Origin of the sequence: Aneurinibacillus tyrosinisolvens (assembly GCF_001015055.1) — a bacterium.
GTDB classification, from domain to species: domain Bacteria; phylum Bacillota; class Bacilli; order Aneurinibacillales; family Aneurinibacillaceae; genus Aneurinibacillus_A; species Aneurinibacillus_A tyrosinisolvens.
Genome location: NZ_BBWZ01000030.1, coordinates 42,909 through 58,980, shown reverse-complemented (window position 1 = coordinate 58,980; position 16,072 = coordinate 42,909). Strand labels below are relative to the sequence as shown.

Below are 16,072 nucleotides of genomic sequence, written 5' to 3'. Positions count from 1 at the left end.
GAAGGTCATTTATCGCTCTTCTACTCAAGAAGCTGCCCTTACCCAGTTTCAGGTGTTCCAGGAAAAATGGGCCAAGAAGTACCCAAGGGAAGTGGCTTCCTGGGAGGAGGATTTGCCCGTTCTCCTTACGTTTCTCTCGTATCCATCTGCCATCCACAGTGTGATCTATACAACGAACTGGATCGAACGAACCAACAAAGAAATACGCAAACGCCTAAGACCGATGAACAGTCTATCCAGTCTGAAAGCAGCAGAGAAAATCGTTTACCTAACCATACAAGGCTTACAGGAACGATGGTCGACCCGTAAACTGAAGGGATTCGCGACCGCCCATACAGCTTTACAGGATAAATTCAAACAAAAATATGGAGTCTAGAATCCCCTCCTCTTGAGCATTGTAAAAAAATAGAAGAACCCGTCAAGGGGGCGGTACCCCCTCGCTTTGGCTCGCCCTTGACTGAACCTTCTGTATTTTTTTCCTGGTCTCCAAGGAGGTTGATTCCGATTTTGTATCCACCTTCCGGTGGATGCCCTACTCACTTACACAAAATTATTGACACTACCCATTTTTAATCTGAATTCATATGACAAGTTAAGATGAAACGTGTGACAAAATAGAATGAAATCAACACTACAAGTGTCAGGTTACCTTTCTCATAATTATTCTACAGTTAAACTTTTAGCTAGATTCCGTGGACGGTCAACATTTAATACCCATGCCGGGCGTACATAAAAACACCCAGTCTTGATTAAGACTGGATGTTTTGTGAGTTACAAGCATAACTTTGCCGTTTTGATTTTAGTAGTTAATGTACTGGTCGCGTTCCCACGCATGAACCGTTGTACGGAACATATCCCACTCAATTTCTTTTGCCTCAATGAAGTGTTCCAGCGCGTGCTCGCCGAGTGCACTGCAGATTACTTCGTCTGCTTTTAGAAGCTCGATGGCTTCCTTCAATGTAGCAGGCAGGCTGTCGATACCTACTTCCTGGCGTTCCGCTTCATTCATAACGTAGATGTTGCGATCAACAGCCGGTGGTGCCTGAAGTTTGTTTTCAATTCCGTCCAACCCGGCTTTCAGAAGAACGGTAAGTGCAAGATACGGGTTAGCAGCCGGATCCGGGTTACGGACTTCAACACGCGTGCTTAGGCCACGGGAAGCCGGGATACGGATAAGCGGACTTCTGTTCTTTGCAGACCATGCCACATAGCAAGGCGCTTCGTAACCTGGAACCAGGCGCTTGTAAGAGTTTACCGTCGGGTTTGTAATCGCAGCAAATCCACGGGAGTGCTTCAGAATGCCGGCAAGGAACTGGAGCGCTGTCTCGCTTAAGCCAAGTTCAGTGGACGGATCTTCGAATACATTTTTCCCGTCAGAGAACAGCGACAGGTTGCAGTGCATTCCGGAACCGTTAATGCCGAACAATGGTTTTGGCATGAATGACGCGTGCAATCCGTGCTTACGGGCAATTGTTTTAACAACAAGCTTAAAGGTTTGGATTTGGTCTGCCGCTTCCACCGCATTGGCATATTTAAAGTCTATTTCATGCTGGCCCGGTGCTACTTCGTGGTGGGATGCTTCTACCTGGAATCCCATTTTTTCAAGGGTTAACACGATGTCGCGGCGGCAATTCTCACCCATATCCAGCGGCGCAAAGTCAAAATATCCGCCCTGGTCATTCAATTCAGTTGTCGGCTGTCCGTTTGCATCGAGTTTAAAGAGGAAGAATTCCGGCTCCGGCCCGATATTAAAAGCGTTAAACCCGAATCTCTCTGCATCTTTAAGAGAAGCTTTCAAAATCTGGCGAGGGTCACCCATGAAAGGCTGGCCATCCGGAGTGAATACATCACAGATGAAGCGGGCTACTTTGCCGTCTTCTGTTGTCCACGGAAATACAACAAAGGTATCTAAGTCAGGGTACAGGTACATATCGGATTCTTCGATACGCACGAAGCCTTCGATGGAAGAGCCGTCAAACATCATTTTATTATCAAGCGCCTTTTCCAGCTGGCTCGTAGGAATTTCAACGTTTTTAATCGTTCCAAGCAGATCGGTGAACTGCAAACGGATGTATTTTACGTCTTCCTCTTTGACTAAACGGTAAATATCTTCTTTTGTGTACTTTGCTGCCATTTCCAACTACCTCCTTAGTAATCTCTCCATGCAAGGAGACTCCCAGTATTATTTTGTATCTATTAGTGGAAGAAGCGGGAAAGCTCCCCCCTAATAATCGGTGTTTGTCCGGGCCTGTTTGCGTGCACGAGCTGCTGCTTCAGCAAATCACGCAGCTCTCTCTCGGACATTTCTTTTCTTTTTTCTTCTGTCTTCTCATTTAGTACTGTTGGATCGGCCGGCATGTTACTCTTTAATTCAAGAACCTGCTTAATACCGGCGACATTGAGCCCCTTTTCAATCAGCGCCTTAATCTCAAGCAATTGATCGACATCGTTGAATGAAAACAATCGCTGGTTCCCCTTCGTACGGGCGGGCTGAATCAATTGCTGCTGCTCATAATAACGGACCTGGCGTGCGGTTAACTCGGTTAACTGCATCACGATTCCAATCGGAAAAAGAGCCATATTGCGGCGAATATCATCGTTCATTCGTCTTACTCCTCTCGCCGGTGAATCTCCTTGCTTCCTTGTTTTTCATTTTACATGTGTGAGCTTTCTTCGTCAATATATGTTAGGTAACTTTACACATATTTTTTTAAATCGAAAGCAGCCCTTTTTCGATCATTTGATTCAACGCGGTAAGCACCCCTACTTTAACATGGGAAGCGGTCAATCCGCCCTGTACGAAACCAAGATAGGGGGGGCGAAGGGGCCCGTCGGCGGACAGTTCAATGCTCGCCCCCTGAACGAATGTGCCTGCTGCCATAATGACATCGTCGGCATAACCCGGCATATAGCTTGGCTCCGGCACGACATGCGAATCGACCGGCGAAGCTTTTTGGATTCCCTGGCAGAAGGCCACAAGCCCCTCTGCAGTGCCGAATTGAACCGATTGGATTAAATCGGTCCGCGCGGCATCCCAGCGCGGGTTTGTAATGAAGCCGAGTCTCTCAAGCAGCCCTGCAGTAAATACTGCTCCCTTCAACGCCTCTCCTACAACATGGGGCGCCAGGAAAAACCCCTGGTACATCTCATGCAGGCTATAGAGCGAAGCGCCGACTTCCGCCCCAATTCCCGGCGCGGTCATCCGGTAGGATGCCTGTTCTACATATTCTTTTTTTCCGACGATGTATCCGCCTGTTTTCGCCAGGCCGCCGCCCGGATTCTTAATTAAAGATCCGGCCATGATGTCTGCCCCGACTTCCAGCGGTTCTTTATTCTCGGTGAATTCCCCATAACAGTTGTCCACAAAAACAACCAGATCTGAACGGATGCTTTTTACAAATGAAACCATTTCTTTTATTTTCTCGATCGTAAAGGAGGGACGGTCCGCATAGCCGCGCGAACGCTGAATCCCGATAACTTTCGTGTTCGTATGTATAGACCGCCTGATTTCTTCCTTATCAATTTCGCCGCCTGCTGTAAGGGGCACTGCGTTATAGCCAATTCCGTACTCTTTTAAGGATCCTTTGCCGTGACCGCGTATGCCCACAATCTCCTCTAACGTATCGTACGGAGCGCCGGTAATGTAAAGCAGTTCGTCACCGGGCCGAAGCAGGCCGAATAAGCAGATCGCAATCGCATGGGTTCCGCTCAAAATATGCTGGCGCACGAGCGCGGCCTCGCCGCCAAAGACGCCGGCGTAAATGTTGGCGAGCGTTTCCCTTCCTACATCGTCATATCCGTATCCGGTGGATAAAGACAGATGAAAGTCGCTCACCTGGTGCTGTTGAAAGGATCGAAGCACCTTAAATTGGTTTAGATCCGCCATTCGTTCAATTTCGCGCAGACGCGGCTGGATCATTTCTTCCACTTCATGAACATAAGGGGCCAATTGGGCCCCGTGCGTTAAATATGAAAACACGTGATTCCTTCTCTCCTCTAAACAATGTATTCCTTTAACTCAGTTGAGATTTGGTCAAGGTTTCTCCCTTTTACCTCCATCTCATACTGTGTGCCGTCCTCGCTTATTTCTTCCCTTTGGATATGCATCTTCCGGTGGATAAGCGCATGCAAGTCCCCCCGGGCAGCCGGAATGCGCAGCACATAGCGCTGGTACTGGCGTCCGATATAGTCTTCAATCATGTATAGAAGCTTTTTCATATCCGCTTCATTGTAGGCGGACATATAGATTAAATCGCCCGAAACAGGAGCTACCGGCTTCTCCGGGGCTAAATCCATCTTATTAAAAGCAATCAGCCGGGGAATCGACAACGCTTCAAGCTCTTCAAGAACTTCATCCACGACTTCCATATGAATCTGATATTCCGGATGGGACGCATCGACCACCTGAAGAATTAAATCCGCTTCAGTTGCTTCCTCCAGCGTGGAGCGGAAGGCAGCAATGAGCTGATGGGGCAAATCCTGAATAAAGCCAACCGTGTCTGTAATAATAATCTCCTGCCCGCCCGGAAGTATGACCTGGCGTGACGTCGGATCGAGTGTAGCAAAAAGCTGATTCTCTTCCAGAATTCCAGCATTGGTAAGGCGGTTCAAAATCGTAGACTTCCCTGCATTCGTATAGCCGACAATGGCCACCTGGAATGCTTCGTTTTTCTTTCGCCGCTCCCGGTGAAGCTGGCGGTGCCGTTTCACTTCAGCCAGGTGCTCATTAATTTCCCCGATGCGGCGGCGAATGTGGCGGCGGTCGCTTTCCAGCTTCGTTTCCCCCGGCCCTCTTGTCCCGATGCCTGCCCCAAGGCGGGATAGTTCCGCTCCCTTTCCGGTCAGGCGGGGCAGCCTGTATTGCAGCTGGGCAAGCTCAACCTGCAGCTTCCCTTCCCTCGATTGTGCCCGCTGGGAAAAAATATCAAGAATAAGCTGGGTTCGGTCAATTACCTTGCATTCAATCGCGTGTTCCAGGTTCCGGACCTGCATTGGCGTCAATTCATCGTTAAAAACAACGACATCAGCGTCCAATTGCTGAACGAGCTGATTAATTTCTTCCACTTTCCCTTTTCCCACGTACAGGCGCGCATCCACCTGCTCCCGGCCCTGGGTAAGCACGGCCGCCACTTCAGCGCGGGCCGTTTCCGTTAATTCAGCCAGCTCTTCCATTGATAAATCAAAGTGGCGCTGGGCGCTGTTCTTTTTATAATACCCGACCAGAATGGCCCGTTCCGTTTTTTGTTCATCAATCGTATGAATAAGTAACGCCTCCTTTATCTTTTATTATCTTACCAAATCTATACCCCAAACACGAACGGAGAATACAAAGCGAAAACTCCCCGCAGACAAAAAACCATGGGGAGTTTTCCTTTGCAGCACAGTTTATTTCACGGTAGGGGGCGCTTGCAGCACGGCCTTTCCCCCGCGGTAGCCGCGGCTATTCAAGAAAAAGAACCGCGTGTGGAGCGGGGAGGAACGGATAAGCCGCTTCGCCACGTCCTGCACCATCGGCTGGCGGGTCACCTTCCCGTCCGAAAGATAAAGCCCGAGCAGCCCGTCAATGATCATCTCATGAAACTTCCAATCAGGCAGCACACTGATTTTCTCCTTCGCTTTCCGGGCGATGAAGGAAAGCCGTTCGTAAATTTCAGCTTTACTGGAATAGGAGGCGATAAAATTAAGGTCGCCACCGAGTTGATCCTCTTCTAAATCGATTAAATAGTCCAACAGAATATGTAAAGAACAAATCCAGGGAAAATAAACCTCCATAATGCTATTTATTCGTTCCTGTGAGATTTGCAGGTCAGAAGCCGCCTGAAACAAACAAAACACGCCTAGCGTCGAACCGGTTGCCGCCGCGAATTCGTTCCACGAAAGGCCCGGTGCCATTCCTTTATTATTTTCCCACCAGGCAAGGAGGCGTTCCTCCCTCTTCCCGTGCGGTAAATGTTTATACGTTTGCAACTCGCAATAGAGCGTGGCGAGACGATGCACCTCTTCCTTAACAGCTGGGTACCGGGCCAGCTTTCTTATTTCCTGCTGGCAGGTTAGAACAAGCTCTCTCAAGTACCCTCCGTCATCCTTCTCGTCATTGAAGGCATAATAATCAAGCATAGGCGGCGCCAGCGACACAGCGTCCTGCATCGCCTGGTGCAGCCTCTTGAAATTCTCCAGGCTGCATGATGTAGAACGATCACACAGGTTGTCCAGGTAGTCGCTTATGGTTTGATAAGCGACTATTAACCGGATTAATGCATCCTTGAAAACCATGTTTCCCGCCGCATACACAGAGCCGCCTTCACAGTGGAAGGTTTTATTCTCAATGCTGTCCAGTGCCTGCTTGCGCAGTTCCGGATCGGGAATGCTGAGAGCACGCTCTTTCCACCTGGTAAGCTCTTCCCTAACAGCAGGGAAAATGTGTCGATATATCCGGTACATCAAACGAAGGGGTCCCTTCGGATACATGGAGTTCACCACCTTTACGTACGTTATTCTCTCTCAAAGTCCTGGGCTCTAAGTTCCATCAGCATATTTTTGCTCACTTCGCGGACCGCAGGATCGGTAACAATACGAATGGCCTGCTGGCGGATGGCCTTTTCAATCATATTCCGCACATATCTTGCATTGCTAAAGTGGTCAGTTCCCTCTTCCTGCTCCTTATTTAGAAGCTTACGAATAAGAAAACGGGCTTCCTGTGACAGGTGGTAGGCCTGTTCGTTACACATTGAATCCGCAATTTCAATTAACTGGTTAATGGGGTAATCAGGGAAGTCCAGCTTAATTGGAAAGCGGGAAGGGAGCCCTGGATTACAGGAAAGAAAATAATCCATTTCTTCATTATAACCGGCAAGAATGACGATGAGCTGTTTCCGATCATCCTCAAGGCTTTTAATCAGCGTGTCAATGCATTCTTTACCAAAATCCTTTTCCCCGCCCCGTACAAGGGAATACGCTTCATCAATGAAAAGCACACCGCCGAGTGCCTTCTTTATAATATCCCTCGTTTTCGACGCTGTGTGACCAATATATTCGCCGACGAGATCCGCTCTTTCAACTTCTATAAGATGCCCTTTTTCCAAAATCCCCATATCTTTAAACAGCTTTCCTAAAATACGGGCCACTGTTGTTTTACCCGTTCCAGGATTTCCTTTAAACACCATATGAAACATATGAGGAGAGTTATATAACCCCTGTTCTTCCCTTAACTTACGAATCGTCAAAAAGGCGTAAATTTCATATACGAGTTTTTTGACTTCATCAAGGCCTACGAGACTTTCCAGTTCTTTAAGCGCGCCCGATTCATTGTCCAGTGCTTTCATGCGAGAACTAATGATCTTATCGCGATTAACGGGAGCCAGCTCCTCGTTTCGAAAGACGACTTTAATTTGATTGCCGGTTGTTTTTCCATTCGTCCCCATCTTCTCACCTCGAATCGTCTCAGCGTTTCGTACCTTTCCCATCGTGTCACCTCTCTCTTCTGAAGCAGTATATGACAAACGCCCAGAAGAAGTGAATCCCGATGAATGCTGCTTATACTACTGTATGATTCTGTCGGACGAATTAGGAGTAAACGGAACGTCTTTTCCCCGAGTCTATTGATTTGCAAACATTACCAACTAATTTACTATGAATTGTATGTTACTATGGTAGAGGTTGTCCAACAGCCAATCTACTATAAAGGAATGATTTGATGAAGAGAGTACTAGCTGCATCATTGATTTGTGCATCCATTTTTACCCTCAACACAACAGGAGTACAAGCAGCCAGCGAATGCCCGGCATCTGCAGGGTACAAAACCGTTTATCAAACACCTTCTACTTCATGGGGTGATTTTCAAAGCCTACTGGACAAATATAGTAAACAATATAGCATGATTCCAGTAGAAACGGTAGGAAATAATGCACCAGCCGCCCCTGCGAAGGTAACCCGGCCAGCCCAGCCTGCACCTCAACCGGTAAAGCAACCGGCAGCGCCAGCTGCTCCTGCACCAGCTGCTTCAGCTACTCAAGGCCTGACTGCTGATGAACAGAAAATGGTAAGCCTTGTGAACCAGGAACGTGCAAAACAAGGACTGGCACCACTGAAGGTAAATATGGAATTACAAAAGCTAGCTCGATTAAAAGCACAGGACATGATTAACAAAAACTATTTCAGCCACCAATCTCCAACCTACGGCTCACCGTTTGATATGATGAGAACCTACGGCGTAACATACCGCACAGCCGGTGAAAACATCGCTGGAAATGCAACCGTTCAGGCTGCGCATACGTCTCTGATGAATTCACCCGGTCACCGTGCGAACATCTTGAACAGCGCCTTTACGGAAGCTGGAATTGGGATTGTAAACGGCGGACCGTACGGCAAAATGTTTGTGCAAATGTTCAAAGGATAAATTTATTTGATGGAGGTATTTCTCTTAATGAGATTTACCTCTTTTTTTGCATATCAACAGGACAGCACGTGCTGTCGCTGGCTTTAGTGTAAACATCTGCATCTTCTTTTGTACAAAGGAGTTCCCATCCGTTTCCATTAATATCAAAAAATTGATTTATAGAGTAAAAAAATTTAATTTCCCTTACCGGACAGAAAAACGCAGCAAAGTTGGTTTGAAAGAAGACCACTCAACTCTTTTTCGCTCAATTGATAATAGCTCCAGGTTCCTATTGTCTCTTTCTCAATGAGGTTCGCATCAAGGAGAATTTTCAGATGATAAGACAACTTTGACTGCTGCATATCTACAATCTCTGTAAGATCGCAAACACATGTTTTTCCCCGCTGGCATAATTCATACATAATATGAAGACGTTTTTTGTCTGCCAGAGCTTTGAATTTTGCTTCGTACTGTTCAAACGTGTTATCAAGGGAATTATGTAGTAACGGCAATTCTTTCTTCATGTGTATTCTCCCTCATTTCTTCAAAAGCAGTAATAAAGTTACATCAATATTATTTGATTTAATTGTAGTATATGCAAGTTCGACCAATTATGCAATGCATTTATCAAAAAAAATTGATTTATTTTTTATAGGAAATAAAAAGGCGACTCCGGATTCGACTTGTTTCGTCGATCCGGAATCGCTCATAAACTGGTTTTTTATTTTACCGTTATTTCAAATTCGATTTTCGTCCCTGAATACGGTTTGTTGCTGTTTTGTGCCAGTTCAACCGCAAACCTATGAACCCCTGGAACAAGGGCCGGGATTTCTTTCTTACCCTCATATACGGAAGACTTCTTTCCATCAACCCAAACATTTATATGCCCTTCCCCCTGCCTGTTCGGCGCACGCACACCTTCCGGAGTATAGGAGAAGTTCCGGGTGAGAAAGGACAGATACACCGTATCCCCTTCAATGGAATGAGAGACGGCAAGACTCGGGGATTGGGCAATTACTTCTTTACTTTGCGTACCCTGATCCCCGGAAGATAACGACCGCTGAGAGGAGTCGCCCCTTTCCTGGCAGCCCGCCGCGCCAAATGCCATTAGCAATACCGTCACACACGCAAGCAGTTTCTTCATTCGTTGATCCCTCCTGTGTTAGGTTCTCCTTCACAGGATGTACAACAGGAGGTGAAACTAAACTATTTTTTTATTGATATTTTTACGTCCCCATTAAGGAGAGACTGCCCTTTGGTAATTACTTTCTGGCCTGCGCTAAGCCCGGTAACAATCGCCCGGTCGCTGTTTTCCTCAACAATCGTGATGGGTTTGCGGACCGGTTTATCTCCCTGAGCAATGAAGACATACGGTTTTCCATCCTCACTTAAGACGGCAGCTGTCGGAATGACAATGCCTCTCTTTGCACCCGGGGAAGCGACATTCACTTGAATGACCATGCCGGCTTTTAACTCTCCGCCCGCGTTAGGAACTTCGATCGTGATCGGATATCCTTTGGACTGCAGATTTAACGGGCTGATGCTCGCCACCGTTCCGTTTGTCGTCATCCCTGTAGAAGGCACCTGAACGTCTACGGTTTGACCCATCGCAAAAAGATGGACAAGGTTTTCCGGTGTGTTCACAATCACCTTCATCGGATTCAGATTTGCCAGGACCATAAACGGGCTCTGCGGCGAAGCAAAATCACCAATCTCACCGTTGATGGTCCCGATCATGCCTGAAATCGGCGCCACGACCGTCGCGTTCGCAAGGTTGTCGCGGGCGATTTTCAGCGCGACTTCCGCCTGCTTCACCTGCTGGCGCGAGACTTCGATCCCGTCCCCTTTACGCGCATTGCTCACTTGCTTTTGTGCCGTTTGCAGGGAGGCCGCCGCATTTTTCTTCGTCGCCTCCGCGCTGCCCTTCGCTGTCTCGGCATTCTTCAGGGCCGCTGCCGCATTTTTCTTTCCTACCTGCGCATCCCGTATCGCAATCTGGGCGTTCGTCAGCTGTGTTTGCGCTTGTTCCAGCTGCTGTTTGCTGGCCGCTCCCTGATCGAAGAGCATCTGCATGCGATCCGCGTTCGTTTTGGCATCATTATATGCCTGCTGTGCCCGGTCCAATCCATTGTTTGCCTGTTCAAGCCCATTCGCTGCTGTCGCAAGGCCATTCACGGCCTGATTCAAGGCCGTATTTGCCTGAATGAGACCGCTGTTTGCCTGGTTAATGCCACCCTGAGCGCTATCAACCCCGCTCTGCTGCTGCGATTGGGCTTGTGCCAGCGTCGCCCTGGAAAGGGCGAGGCTTTGCTGCGCCTGCTCAACAGCGTGGCGTAAATCCTGGCCGTCCAAACGGAAAAGCACGTCCCCTGCACTCACTTCCTGGCCGACCTTTACGTTAATGGAGGTCACCCGCGCGCTCGTTTTCGGCACAACATTGACAAGCTGCAGCGCCTGCGTCGTGCCTGCTAACGCCCGGCCCTTATCAAGCGAACCGGTTACGGCTGATGCTGTCTCAACAGAAATTGTCTTTATCGCTGCCGGGGCTGCAGCCTCCTTGCTCCCGCCTGCTCCGCATCCTGCGGCAAGCACGCTGCTCACCACAAGACCGGCAATCGTCATCCCCATTACTATTTTACGCATGGAATGGTTTCCCTCCTGTTTCCTGATCTCTCCGCTGTCTTTTTTTCTCCCGACGCTCCATCCGGCGACGCCTGCGTTTTTCAATCATATCGTCAAACAACGTGTAGACGACAGGAATAAGCACAAGCGTAATCATGGTGGAGAAGGTAAGCCCGAATACGACAACAACGGCGAGCGGGGCCATGCCCTCGCTTCCTTCCCCTCCGCCGAATGCCAGCGGCAGAATGGCAAGCACCGTTGCCAGTGTGGTCATGATAATAGGGCGCAAACGTATAGGACCTGCTTTTTTAATGGCTTCATCCCGTTCCATCCCCTCTTTCCGGAGGGTGTTTACATAGTCGATGAGCACGATGGCGTTATTCACAACAATCCCGATAAGCAGGATGTAGCCCATGAGCGCCGGTACCCCGAGTGACTGTCTCGTCACAAGCAAACCGATAACGACACCAATAAGTGTCGGTGGAATCGAGAACATAATAACGAACGGATAAAAAAGCGACTCAAACTGGCTGGCCATAACCATGTAGACGAGAACAATCGACAATACAATAGCGAGGCCGAGACTACTAAAGGAATCTGCCATATCCTTTGATTGGCCGCCCGTTTCGATGAAATACCCGTCAGGCAGCTTTAATCCTGCCAGCTTAGCATCAACGTCCTGTGTGACTGCATTTAATGGACGCCCGCTAATATCCCCGGTAATATTCACTTCACGCGTCTGGTTTTTACGCGTAATTTGCTGTGGAACGACTTCCTTTGTAATCGTTGCGACCTGGCCAACGGCTACCTTGGCGCCGCCTGGCGTTGAAATCATAACACCTTCAATATTGTTCATTTCAGACTTGAAATTTTCCGGGAATTTCAAACGAACATCAATTTCATCATCGCCCGTCCGGTACTGTGTTGCGACCTGGCCGTCAAAAGCGGTGCGTACAGCTGACAGAATTTGACTCGTGGTCACACCGTACTGCGCGGCGACATTGCTGTTTACTTTAAGCTGGAACTGTTCATTCTCGGCATCCAGTGAGGAGGCTACATTACGCGTGCCTTCTACCTCTTTCACCAAACCGGCAATCGACTTACTCAAATCAGCCAGCACTTTTAAATCGTCCCCGCGCACTGAAATATCAACAGCCGATCCCTGAGGGGCCCCGCCCGGAGAGGCAAGATCAACCGTAAATTCAGCACCGGCAATGGTGTTCATTTTCTTGCGCAGCTCTTCGACTACTTGTTCCGTTGAACGGCTGCGTTTGTCTTTTGGCACAAGCTTCAACTGAATCGAAGCAAGATTGGCTGTATCTACCTGGACGACACCCGGGATCCCGCCGCGCCCTATGGAAGTATATACCCTTTCCTTCTCAGGAACTTTGTTCACAATTTCTTCGGCCTGGCTAACAATCTTCTCTGTTTCCTCCAGCTTGGAGCCTGGCTGCAGCTTAACCTGTACCGCTACTTCGCCCTGGTCAAAAGCCGCCATGAACTCTTTTCCGATGAGCGGTGTAACAAAAATAACAACCGAAGCGATAAAGGCGCCAAGCGTAAAGAAGATAACCGTTTTCCGGTGGGTGAGCGCCCAGGCAATCAAGCTTGCATACCGCTCGCTCGTGCGGTGAAATCCTCTCTGAAATAACGCCATAGGGGTTTTGCTGCTGGAATGAATATATTCTTGCGGCTCACGCGGCGGTTTTTTTAGCAGCTTGGATGACATCATCGGTACGAGTGTAACCGACACGGCAAGGGCCGCAATATGAGAAAACACAACCGTCAGCGCGAGCGGCCCGAACAACTGTGAAGCAAGCCCCTCAACAAATACGATCGGGATAAACACAGAAATCTGAGCCAGGGCAGACGCCATGACTGCCGTTCCGACTTCCTTCGTACCAAGAATCGAAGCGGCCGTGATTTCCAGTCCCTGCTGGCGCTTGCGGTATATACTCTCCAGTACAACGACGGCAAAGTCGACAAGCGACCCAAGACCCAGCGTTAATCCCCCTAATGAAATAAGGTTAATCGTTTGCCCGGAGAAATACATAAGGCAAAACGTCGCGATTAAAGAAATCGGAATAACAACTGCAACGACAATCGTTGAACGGAAGCTGTTCAGGAAGAGGTACAGGATGATAACCGCGAAAATACCGCCTTCCAATGTATGGCTAATGACCGTGTTAATGGAGTCCTTAATAAAAGTAGATGTATCGAGAATAGTTACAAGCTGGACGCCCTTCGGCAGTTGTTTCTTTATTACCTCCAGCTCTTTCGCCACCGCGTCGGCCACGTTTACGGTGTTGGCACCCGATGCTTTCATTACATCAAGCCCCAGGCCGGTCTGGCCGTTTACCTTCGTTTTCTGGGCTACTTTTTTATAACCGTCTGTAACGGTCAGAAGATCCGCCAGCTGAATGGTGCCGCCGGAAGGTAAGGCTACCGGAGTTTCCCCGATATTCTGCACGCTGTCAAATTCACCTGTTACCTTGATACTGACGTTCCGGTCGCCTTCCGCTACGCTCCCTGCCGTCCCGGACAAGTTGCGTGCACCGAGGCTCTGGGTAATCTGTTCTACCGTTAACCCGTATGTATTTAAAGCATCCGGATTGATTGTCAATTGAATTTCCCGCTCTTTCCCTCCGGAAATAGAGACCGAGGCAACACCGTCTACCCGCTCCAGCCTTGGCTGGATTACATCTTTCGCGATTCTATTTAGTTCGGTCACATCCGTCTTCCCATACATCGCAAGCGATACAATCGCCGTGCTGTTCGGGTCGATTTTAATGACGCGCGGTGCGTTGGCGCCGTCAGGGAGCCTGTCACGCACAAGATCGATCTTCTCCCTCATATCGAGCGCAGCCTGATCCATGTCGGTTCCCCAGTTAAACTGGGCGATAACCTGGGAGGCACCGTTGATGGAGACAGAATTTATCGTTTTAATTTTACTTACGGTTCCGATTGCTTCTTCAAGCGGTTTGGAAACGAGATTTTCCACTTCGCCCGGCGCCGCACCCGGATAACTTGTAGCGACGACCGCTACGGGAACATTCAGTTCCGGGTATAAATCTACCTTTAGCAACGGCAAAGAGATCATTCCGAATAGCACGACCGCAATGCATAGCATGACGATCGTTACAGGACGCTTTACCGATAATTCAGCTATTTTCAACCTCTATCTCCCCTTTTTTACTCCCTGTAGAATGGTTTCTTTCTCAGCCTATCGATACTTACGCTATATATAGCCGAAAAGTTTCACTCCCCTATCCTTCCTTTCGGGCTCATTTCGTCTATGAATCAATGTTCATTGTAACTGATTCGTCCCAAAAAACAAAGTAGTAACTTTTCATTTTTAACGAGAAAATGCGGCGGATTGAAGTTGCGTTTTCCCGCATACACATATAGTACCGCTCGTCCTATAACAAAGGAGGCTTAAAGATACGTCTATGAACCGCTATATTTCGAAACGAAGGACCTTTTATAACATGCTGGCGTTATTTATCCTGTATATAAATATCACGCTTGCTTTTTCTGTTCTGTACTGTGCACTGGAGCTTACCGGTTTTGGAAACATCACCGATCATTACGCCGCCCCTTCCCATCAGAGTCAGCCATTCGATTTGGTTACGCGGTCCTTCTACTTCAGTTCCATTACGCTTCTTTCTGTGGGGTACGGAGATATCACGCCGTTTGGCTGGGCACGTGCCGCCGCTATTGTGGAAGCGATGATTGGCTACATTCTTCCTGCCGCTCTTGTCATTAAATATTTTCAGCTGCCCCAATACGACGCCATGCGGGCGTCCGATAAAAAGCGGACGCACTCTGATAATGCCTCCCTTTGAATACAAAAGAACCTCAAAAGGATTTACCTTTTGAGGTTTTTTGCTTTGCCGTGCATCTGTTTAATCCGGTTAAAAACCGTTTCAACATTCCGCATGAAGTTCTGGACATCCCGCATCGATTCAGCAATCTGGTGTGCCATCATCTTGTGCTCTTCAGGCAGCGGCTGCCTGCTTCTTTCCCACTCCTGCACAATTTCTTTGTACTTTCGCTGCTTTGCGTACGGTTTGAGTTTCGAGGCGTGCCGGTTAGCCCAATCCCCAAACTCCGGATGCTCTCTGGCAAACCTCTTTATATCACGCTTGTTCATTTTTCTCACCCTCTCCGCTTCGGCATCTACTATATACTACGCATGTGCCATGGGAGAAGGAAGAGGGACAAATACCCAATGAAGCGAACGCTGCCGAATTAGACGGTAAGGCTGCTGTGAGAGTCTTCCGCTCGGTCTTCCAGCGTTTTTATATCTCGCTCAATCTGTTGAATGTCGTCCTCAAGCAGCTCACAAAGCCGTTTCTTTTCCTTTAAGAGCTTCCTCATTTGATCCAGCCGCTCTTTCATATCAAATACACCCAGGTACATGAAAATCCCTCCAGTTCTTACATTCACACCTTTATATGTATATGCAGGAAGAGGAGAGATAGAACACGGCGCTGCTTAGCGTACCCAGTTTCCGACGAGCGGATAGTGGAACTCTTCCCCCTTCAGCGCCCGAATAAATCCTTTAATCGGGTACCACAAATAAATCAGGGCAAAGATGGGAAGCAGGACAAACCCGATTAACAAAATCATTAAAAATGCTGCTACTGCAAAACAAATTGACATCACAATGTGAAACAAAAGCGCTTCAACCGCCAGATTTCTCACATAGCGATCTTCGGCAAGAAAAACAAACAGCAAAGGCACAAGAATCGGAGCAAAAAACGTACTTCCGTGTATGATTAAACAGGCTGGTTTTCGGTCCATTTAGTTATCCTCCCATTATTTTCGTCACCTTACCATACGATAAACTTGTGAATTCGTTTCACTTTTTGTATAGTCATAGTAAAAGAGAAATAAACTAGTTATAAAACCCTCAGGAGGGATTATAATGATTACATGTGAAACCTGCGGAAAGCTAAGTCCGGGGAACGATATCGGAAACCATTGGGTGTGTGGAGATTGTAACATTGAAGTAAACACGGAACAAACGGAAAAAGAGCAGGATGAGAAAAAGCTCCACTAATTTGGAAATAA

The 16,072-nt window shown here is 48.2% G+C and carries 17 protein-coding genes; 4 read left to right on the top strand and 13 right to left on the bottom strand.

Going from position 1 to position 16,072, the window contains the following annotated elements; all coding sequences use genetic code 11:
• The coding region (locus MBEAL2_RS20630) for a transposase (protein ID WP_047154134.1) at window positions 1–376 on the top strand (376 nt) is incomplete at its 5' end.
• Between the two features lie 423 nt (window positions 377–799).
• Here MBEAL2_RS20630 and glnA read toward each other — a convergent pair.
• The 6 genes from glnA to MBEAL2_RS20600 all read right to left on the bottom strand — a co-directional run bounded on the left by glnA (window position 800) and on the right by MBEAL2_RS20600 (window position 7,421).
• Complete coding sequence (glnA, locus tag MBEAL2_RS20625; RefSeq protein WP_047154133.1) at window positions 800–2,134, bottom strand: type I glutamate--ammonia ligase; 1,335 nt, start codon at window positions 2,132–2,134, stop codon at window positions 800–802.
• Between the two features lie 62 nt (window positions 2,135–2,196).
• Window positions 2,197–2,604, bottom strand: a complete 408-nt coding sequence (locus MBEAL2_RS20620; RefSeq protein ID WP_047154132.1) for a MerR family transcriptional regulator — start codon at window positions 2,602–2,604, stop codon at window positions 2,197–2,199.
• A gap of 106 nt (window positions 2,605–2,710) precedes the next feature.
• Complete coding sequence (locus tag MBEAL2_RS20615) at window positions 2,711–3,979, bottom strand: methionine gamma-lyase family protein (protein WP_047154131.1); 1,269 nt, start codon at window positions 3,977–3,979, stop codon at window positions 2,711–2,713.
• 17 nt (window positions 3,980–3,996) lie between these two features.
• Window positions 3,997–5,223: a GTPase HflX gene (hflX, locus tag MBEAL2_RS20610; protein WP_439644894.1), complete on the bottom strand. Its 1,227-nt coding sequence runs from the start codon at window positions 5,221–5,223 to the stop codon at window positions 3,997–3,999.
• A 162-nt stretch (window positions 5,224–5,385) separates the two neighbouring features.
• Complete coding sequence (locus MBEAL2_RS20605) at window positions 5,386–6,468, bottom strand: tetraprenyl-beta-curcumene synthase family protein (RefSeq protein WP_047154129.1); 1,083 nt, start codon at window positions 6,466–6,468, stop codon at window positions 5,386–5,388.
• A gap of 23 nt (window positions 6,469–6,491) precedes the next feature.
• Entirely contained in the window at window positions 6,492–7,421 is a 930-nt protein-coding gene (locus tag MBEAL2_RS20600; RefSeq protein WP_047154143.1) for an AAA family ATPase, read from the bottom strand.
• A 272-nt stretch (window positions 7,422–7,693) separates the two neighbouring features.
• Between MBEAL2_RS20600 and MBEAL2_RS20595 the strand changes: the two genes are divergently transcribed.
• Complete coding sequence (locus MBEAL2_RS20595; RefSeq protein ID WP_047154128.1) at window positions 7,694–8,395, top strand: CAP domain-containing protein; 702 nt, start codon at window positions 7,694–7,696, stop codon at window positions 8,393–8,395.
• A 173-nt stretch (window positions 8,396–8,568) separates the two neighbouring features.
• On the opposite strand, the gene MBEAL2_RS20590 is transcribed toward MBEAL2_RS20595, so the two are convergent.
• From MBEAL2_RS20590 to MBEAL2_RS20575, 4 genes are all read right to left on the bottom strand, one after another.
• Window positions 8,569–8,898 carry an ArsR/SmtB family transcription factor gene (locus MBEAL2_RS20590; protein WP_047154127.1) on the bottom strand — a complete coding sequence of 110 codons (330 nt, stop codon included), beginning with the start codon at window positions 8,896–8,898 and terminating at the stop codon, window positions 8,569–8,571.
• Between the two features lie 197 nt (window positions 8,899–9,095).
• On the bottom strand, window positions 9,096–9,518 hold the full coding sequence (locus MBEAL2_RS20585; protein WP_052947869.1) for a hypothetical protein: 423 nt from the start codon (window positions 9,516–9,518) through the stop codon (window positions 9,096–9,098).
• 62 nt (window positions 9,519–9,580) lie between these two features.
• Entirely contained in the window at window positions 9,581–11,017 is a 1,437-nt protein-coding gene (locus MBEAL2_RS20580; RefSeq protein ID WP_047154126.1) for an efflux RND transporter periplasmic adaptor subunit, read from the bottom strand.
• Entirely contained in the window at window positions 11,010–14,171 is a 3,162-nt protein-coding gene (locus tag MBEAL2_RS20575) for an efflux RND transporter permease subunit (protein ID WP_047154125.1), read from the bottom strand. Before MBEAL2_RS20575 ends, MBEAL2_RS20580 begins: the two co-directional genes overlap by 8 nt.
• Before the next feature lie 313 nt (window positions 14,172–14,484).
• Between MBEAL2_RS20575 and MBEAL2_RS20570 the strand changes: the two genes are divergently transcribed.
• A complete protein-coding gene (locus MBEAL2_RS20570; RefSeq protein ID WP_236692964.1) occupies window positions 14,485–14,841 on the top strand; it encodes a potassium channel family protein in 357 nt (118 codons plus the stop codon).
• A 23-nt stretch (window positions 14,842–14,864) separates the two neighbouring features.
• On the opposite strand, the gene MBEAL2_RS20565 is transcribed toward MBEAL2_RS20570, so the two are convergent.
• The 3 genes from MBEAL2_RS20565 to MBEAL2_RS20560 all read right to left on the bottom strand — a co-directional run bounded on the left by MBEAL2_RS20565 (window position 14,865) and on the right by MBEAL2_RS20560 (window position 15,802).
• Window positions 14,865–15,149, bottom strand: coding sequence for a hypothetical protein (locus MBEAL2_RS20565; RefSeq protein WP_047154123.1), 285 nt, complete (start codon window positions 15,147–15,149; stop codon window positions 14,865–14,867).
• 98 nt (window positions 15,150–15,247) lie between these two features.
• Window positions 15,248–15,418 (bottom strand): hypothetical protein, encoded by a 171-nt coding sequence (locus MBEAL2_RS32305; RefSeq protein WP_173427730.1) that lies wholly within the window; start codon window positions 15,416–15,418, stop codon window positions 15,248–15,250.
• Window positions 15,419–15,493: 75 nt separating this feature from the next.
• Complete coding sequence (locus MBEAL2_RS20560; protein ID WP_047154122.1) at window positions 15,494–15,802, bottom strand: DUF4870 domain-containing protein; 309 nt, start codon at window positions 15,800–15,802, stop codon at window positions 15,494–15,496.
• A gap of 124 nt (window positions 15,803–15,926) precedes the next feature.
• Here MBEAL2_RS20560 and MBEAL2_RS33715 point away from each other — a divergent pair, with 124 nt between their 5' ends.
• Window positions 15,927–16,061 (top strand): hypothetical protein, encoded by a 135-nt coding sequence (locus MBEAL2_RS33715; RefSeq protein ID WP_269082502.1) that lies wholly within the window; start codon window positions 15,927–15,929, stop codon window positions 16,059–16,061.
• The last annotated feature ends 11 nt before the right edge of the window (window positions 16,062–16,072 follow it).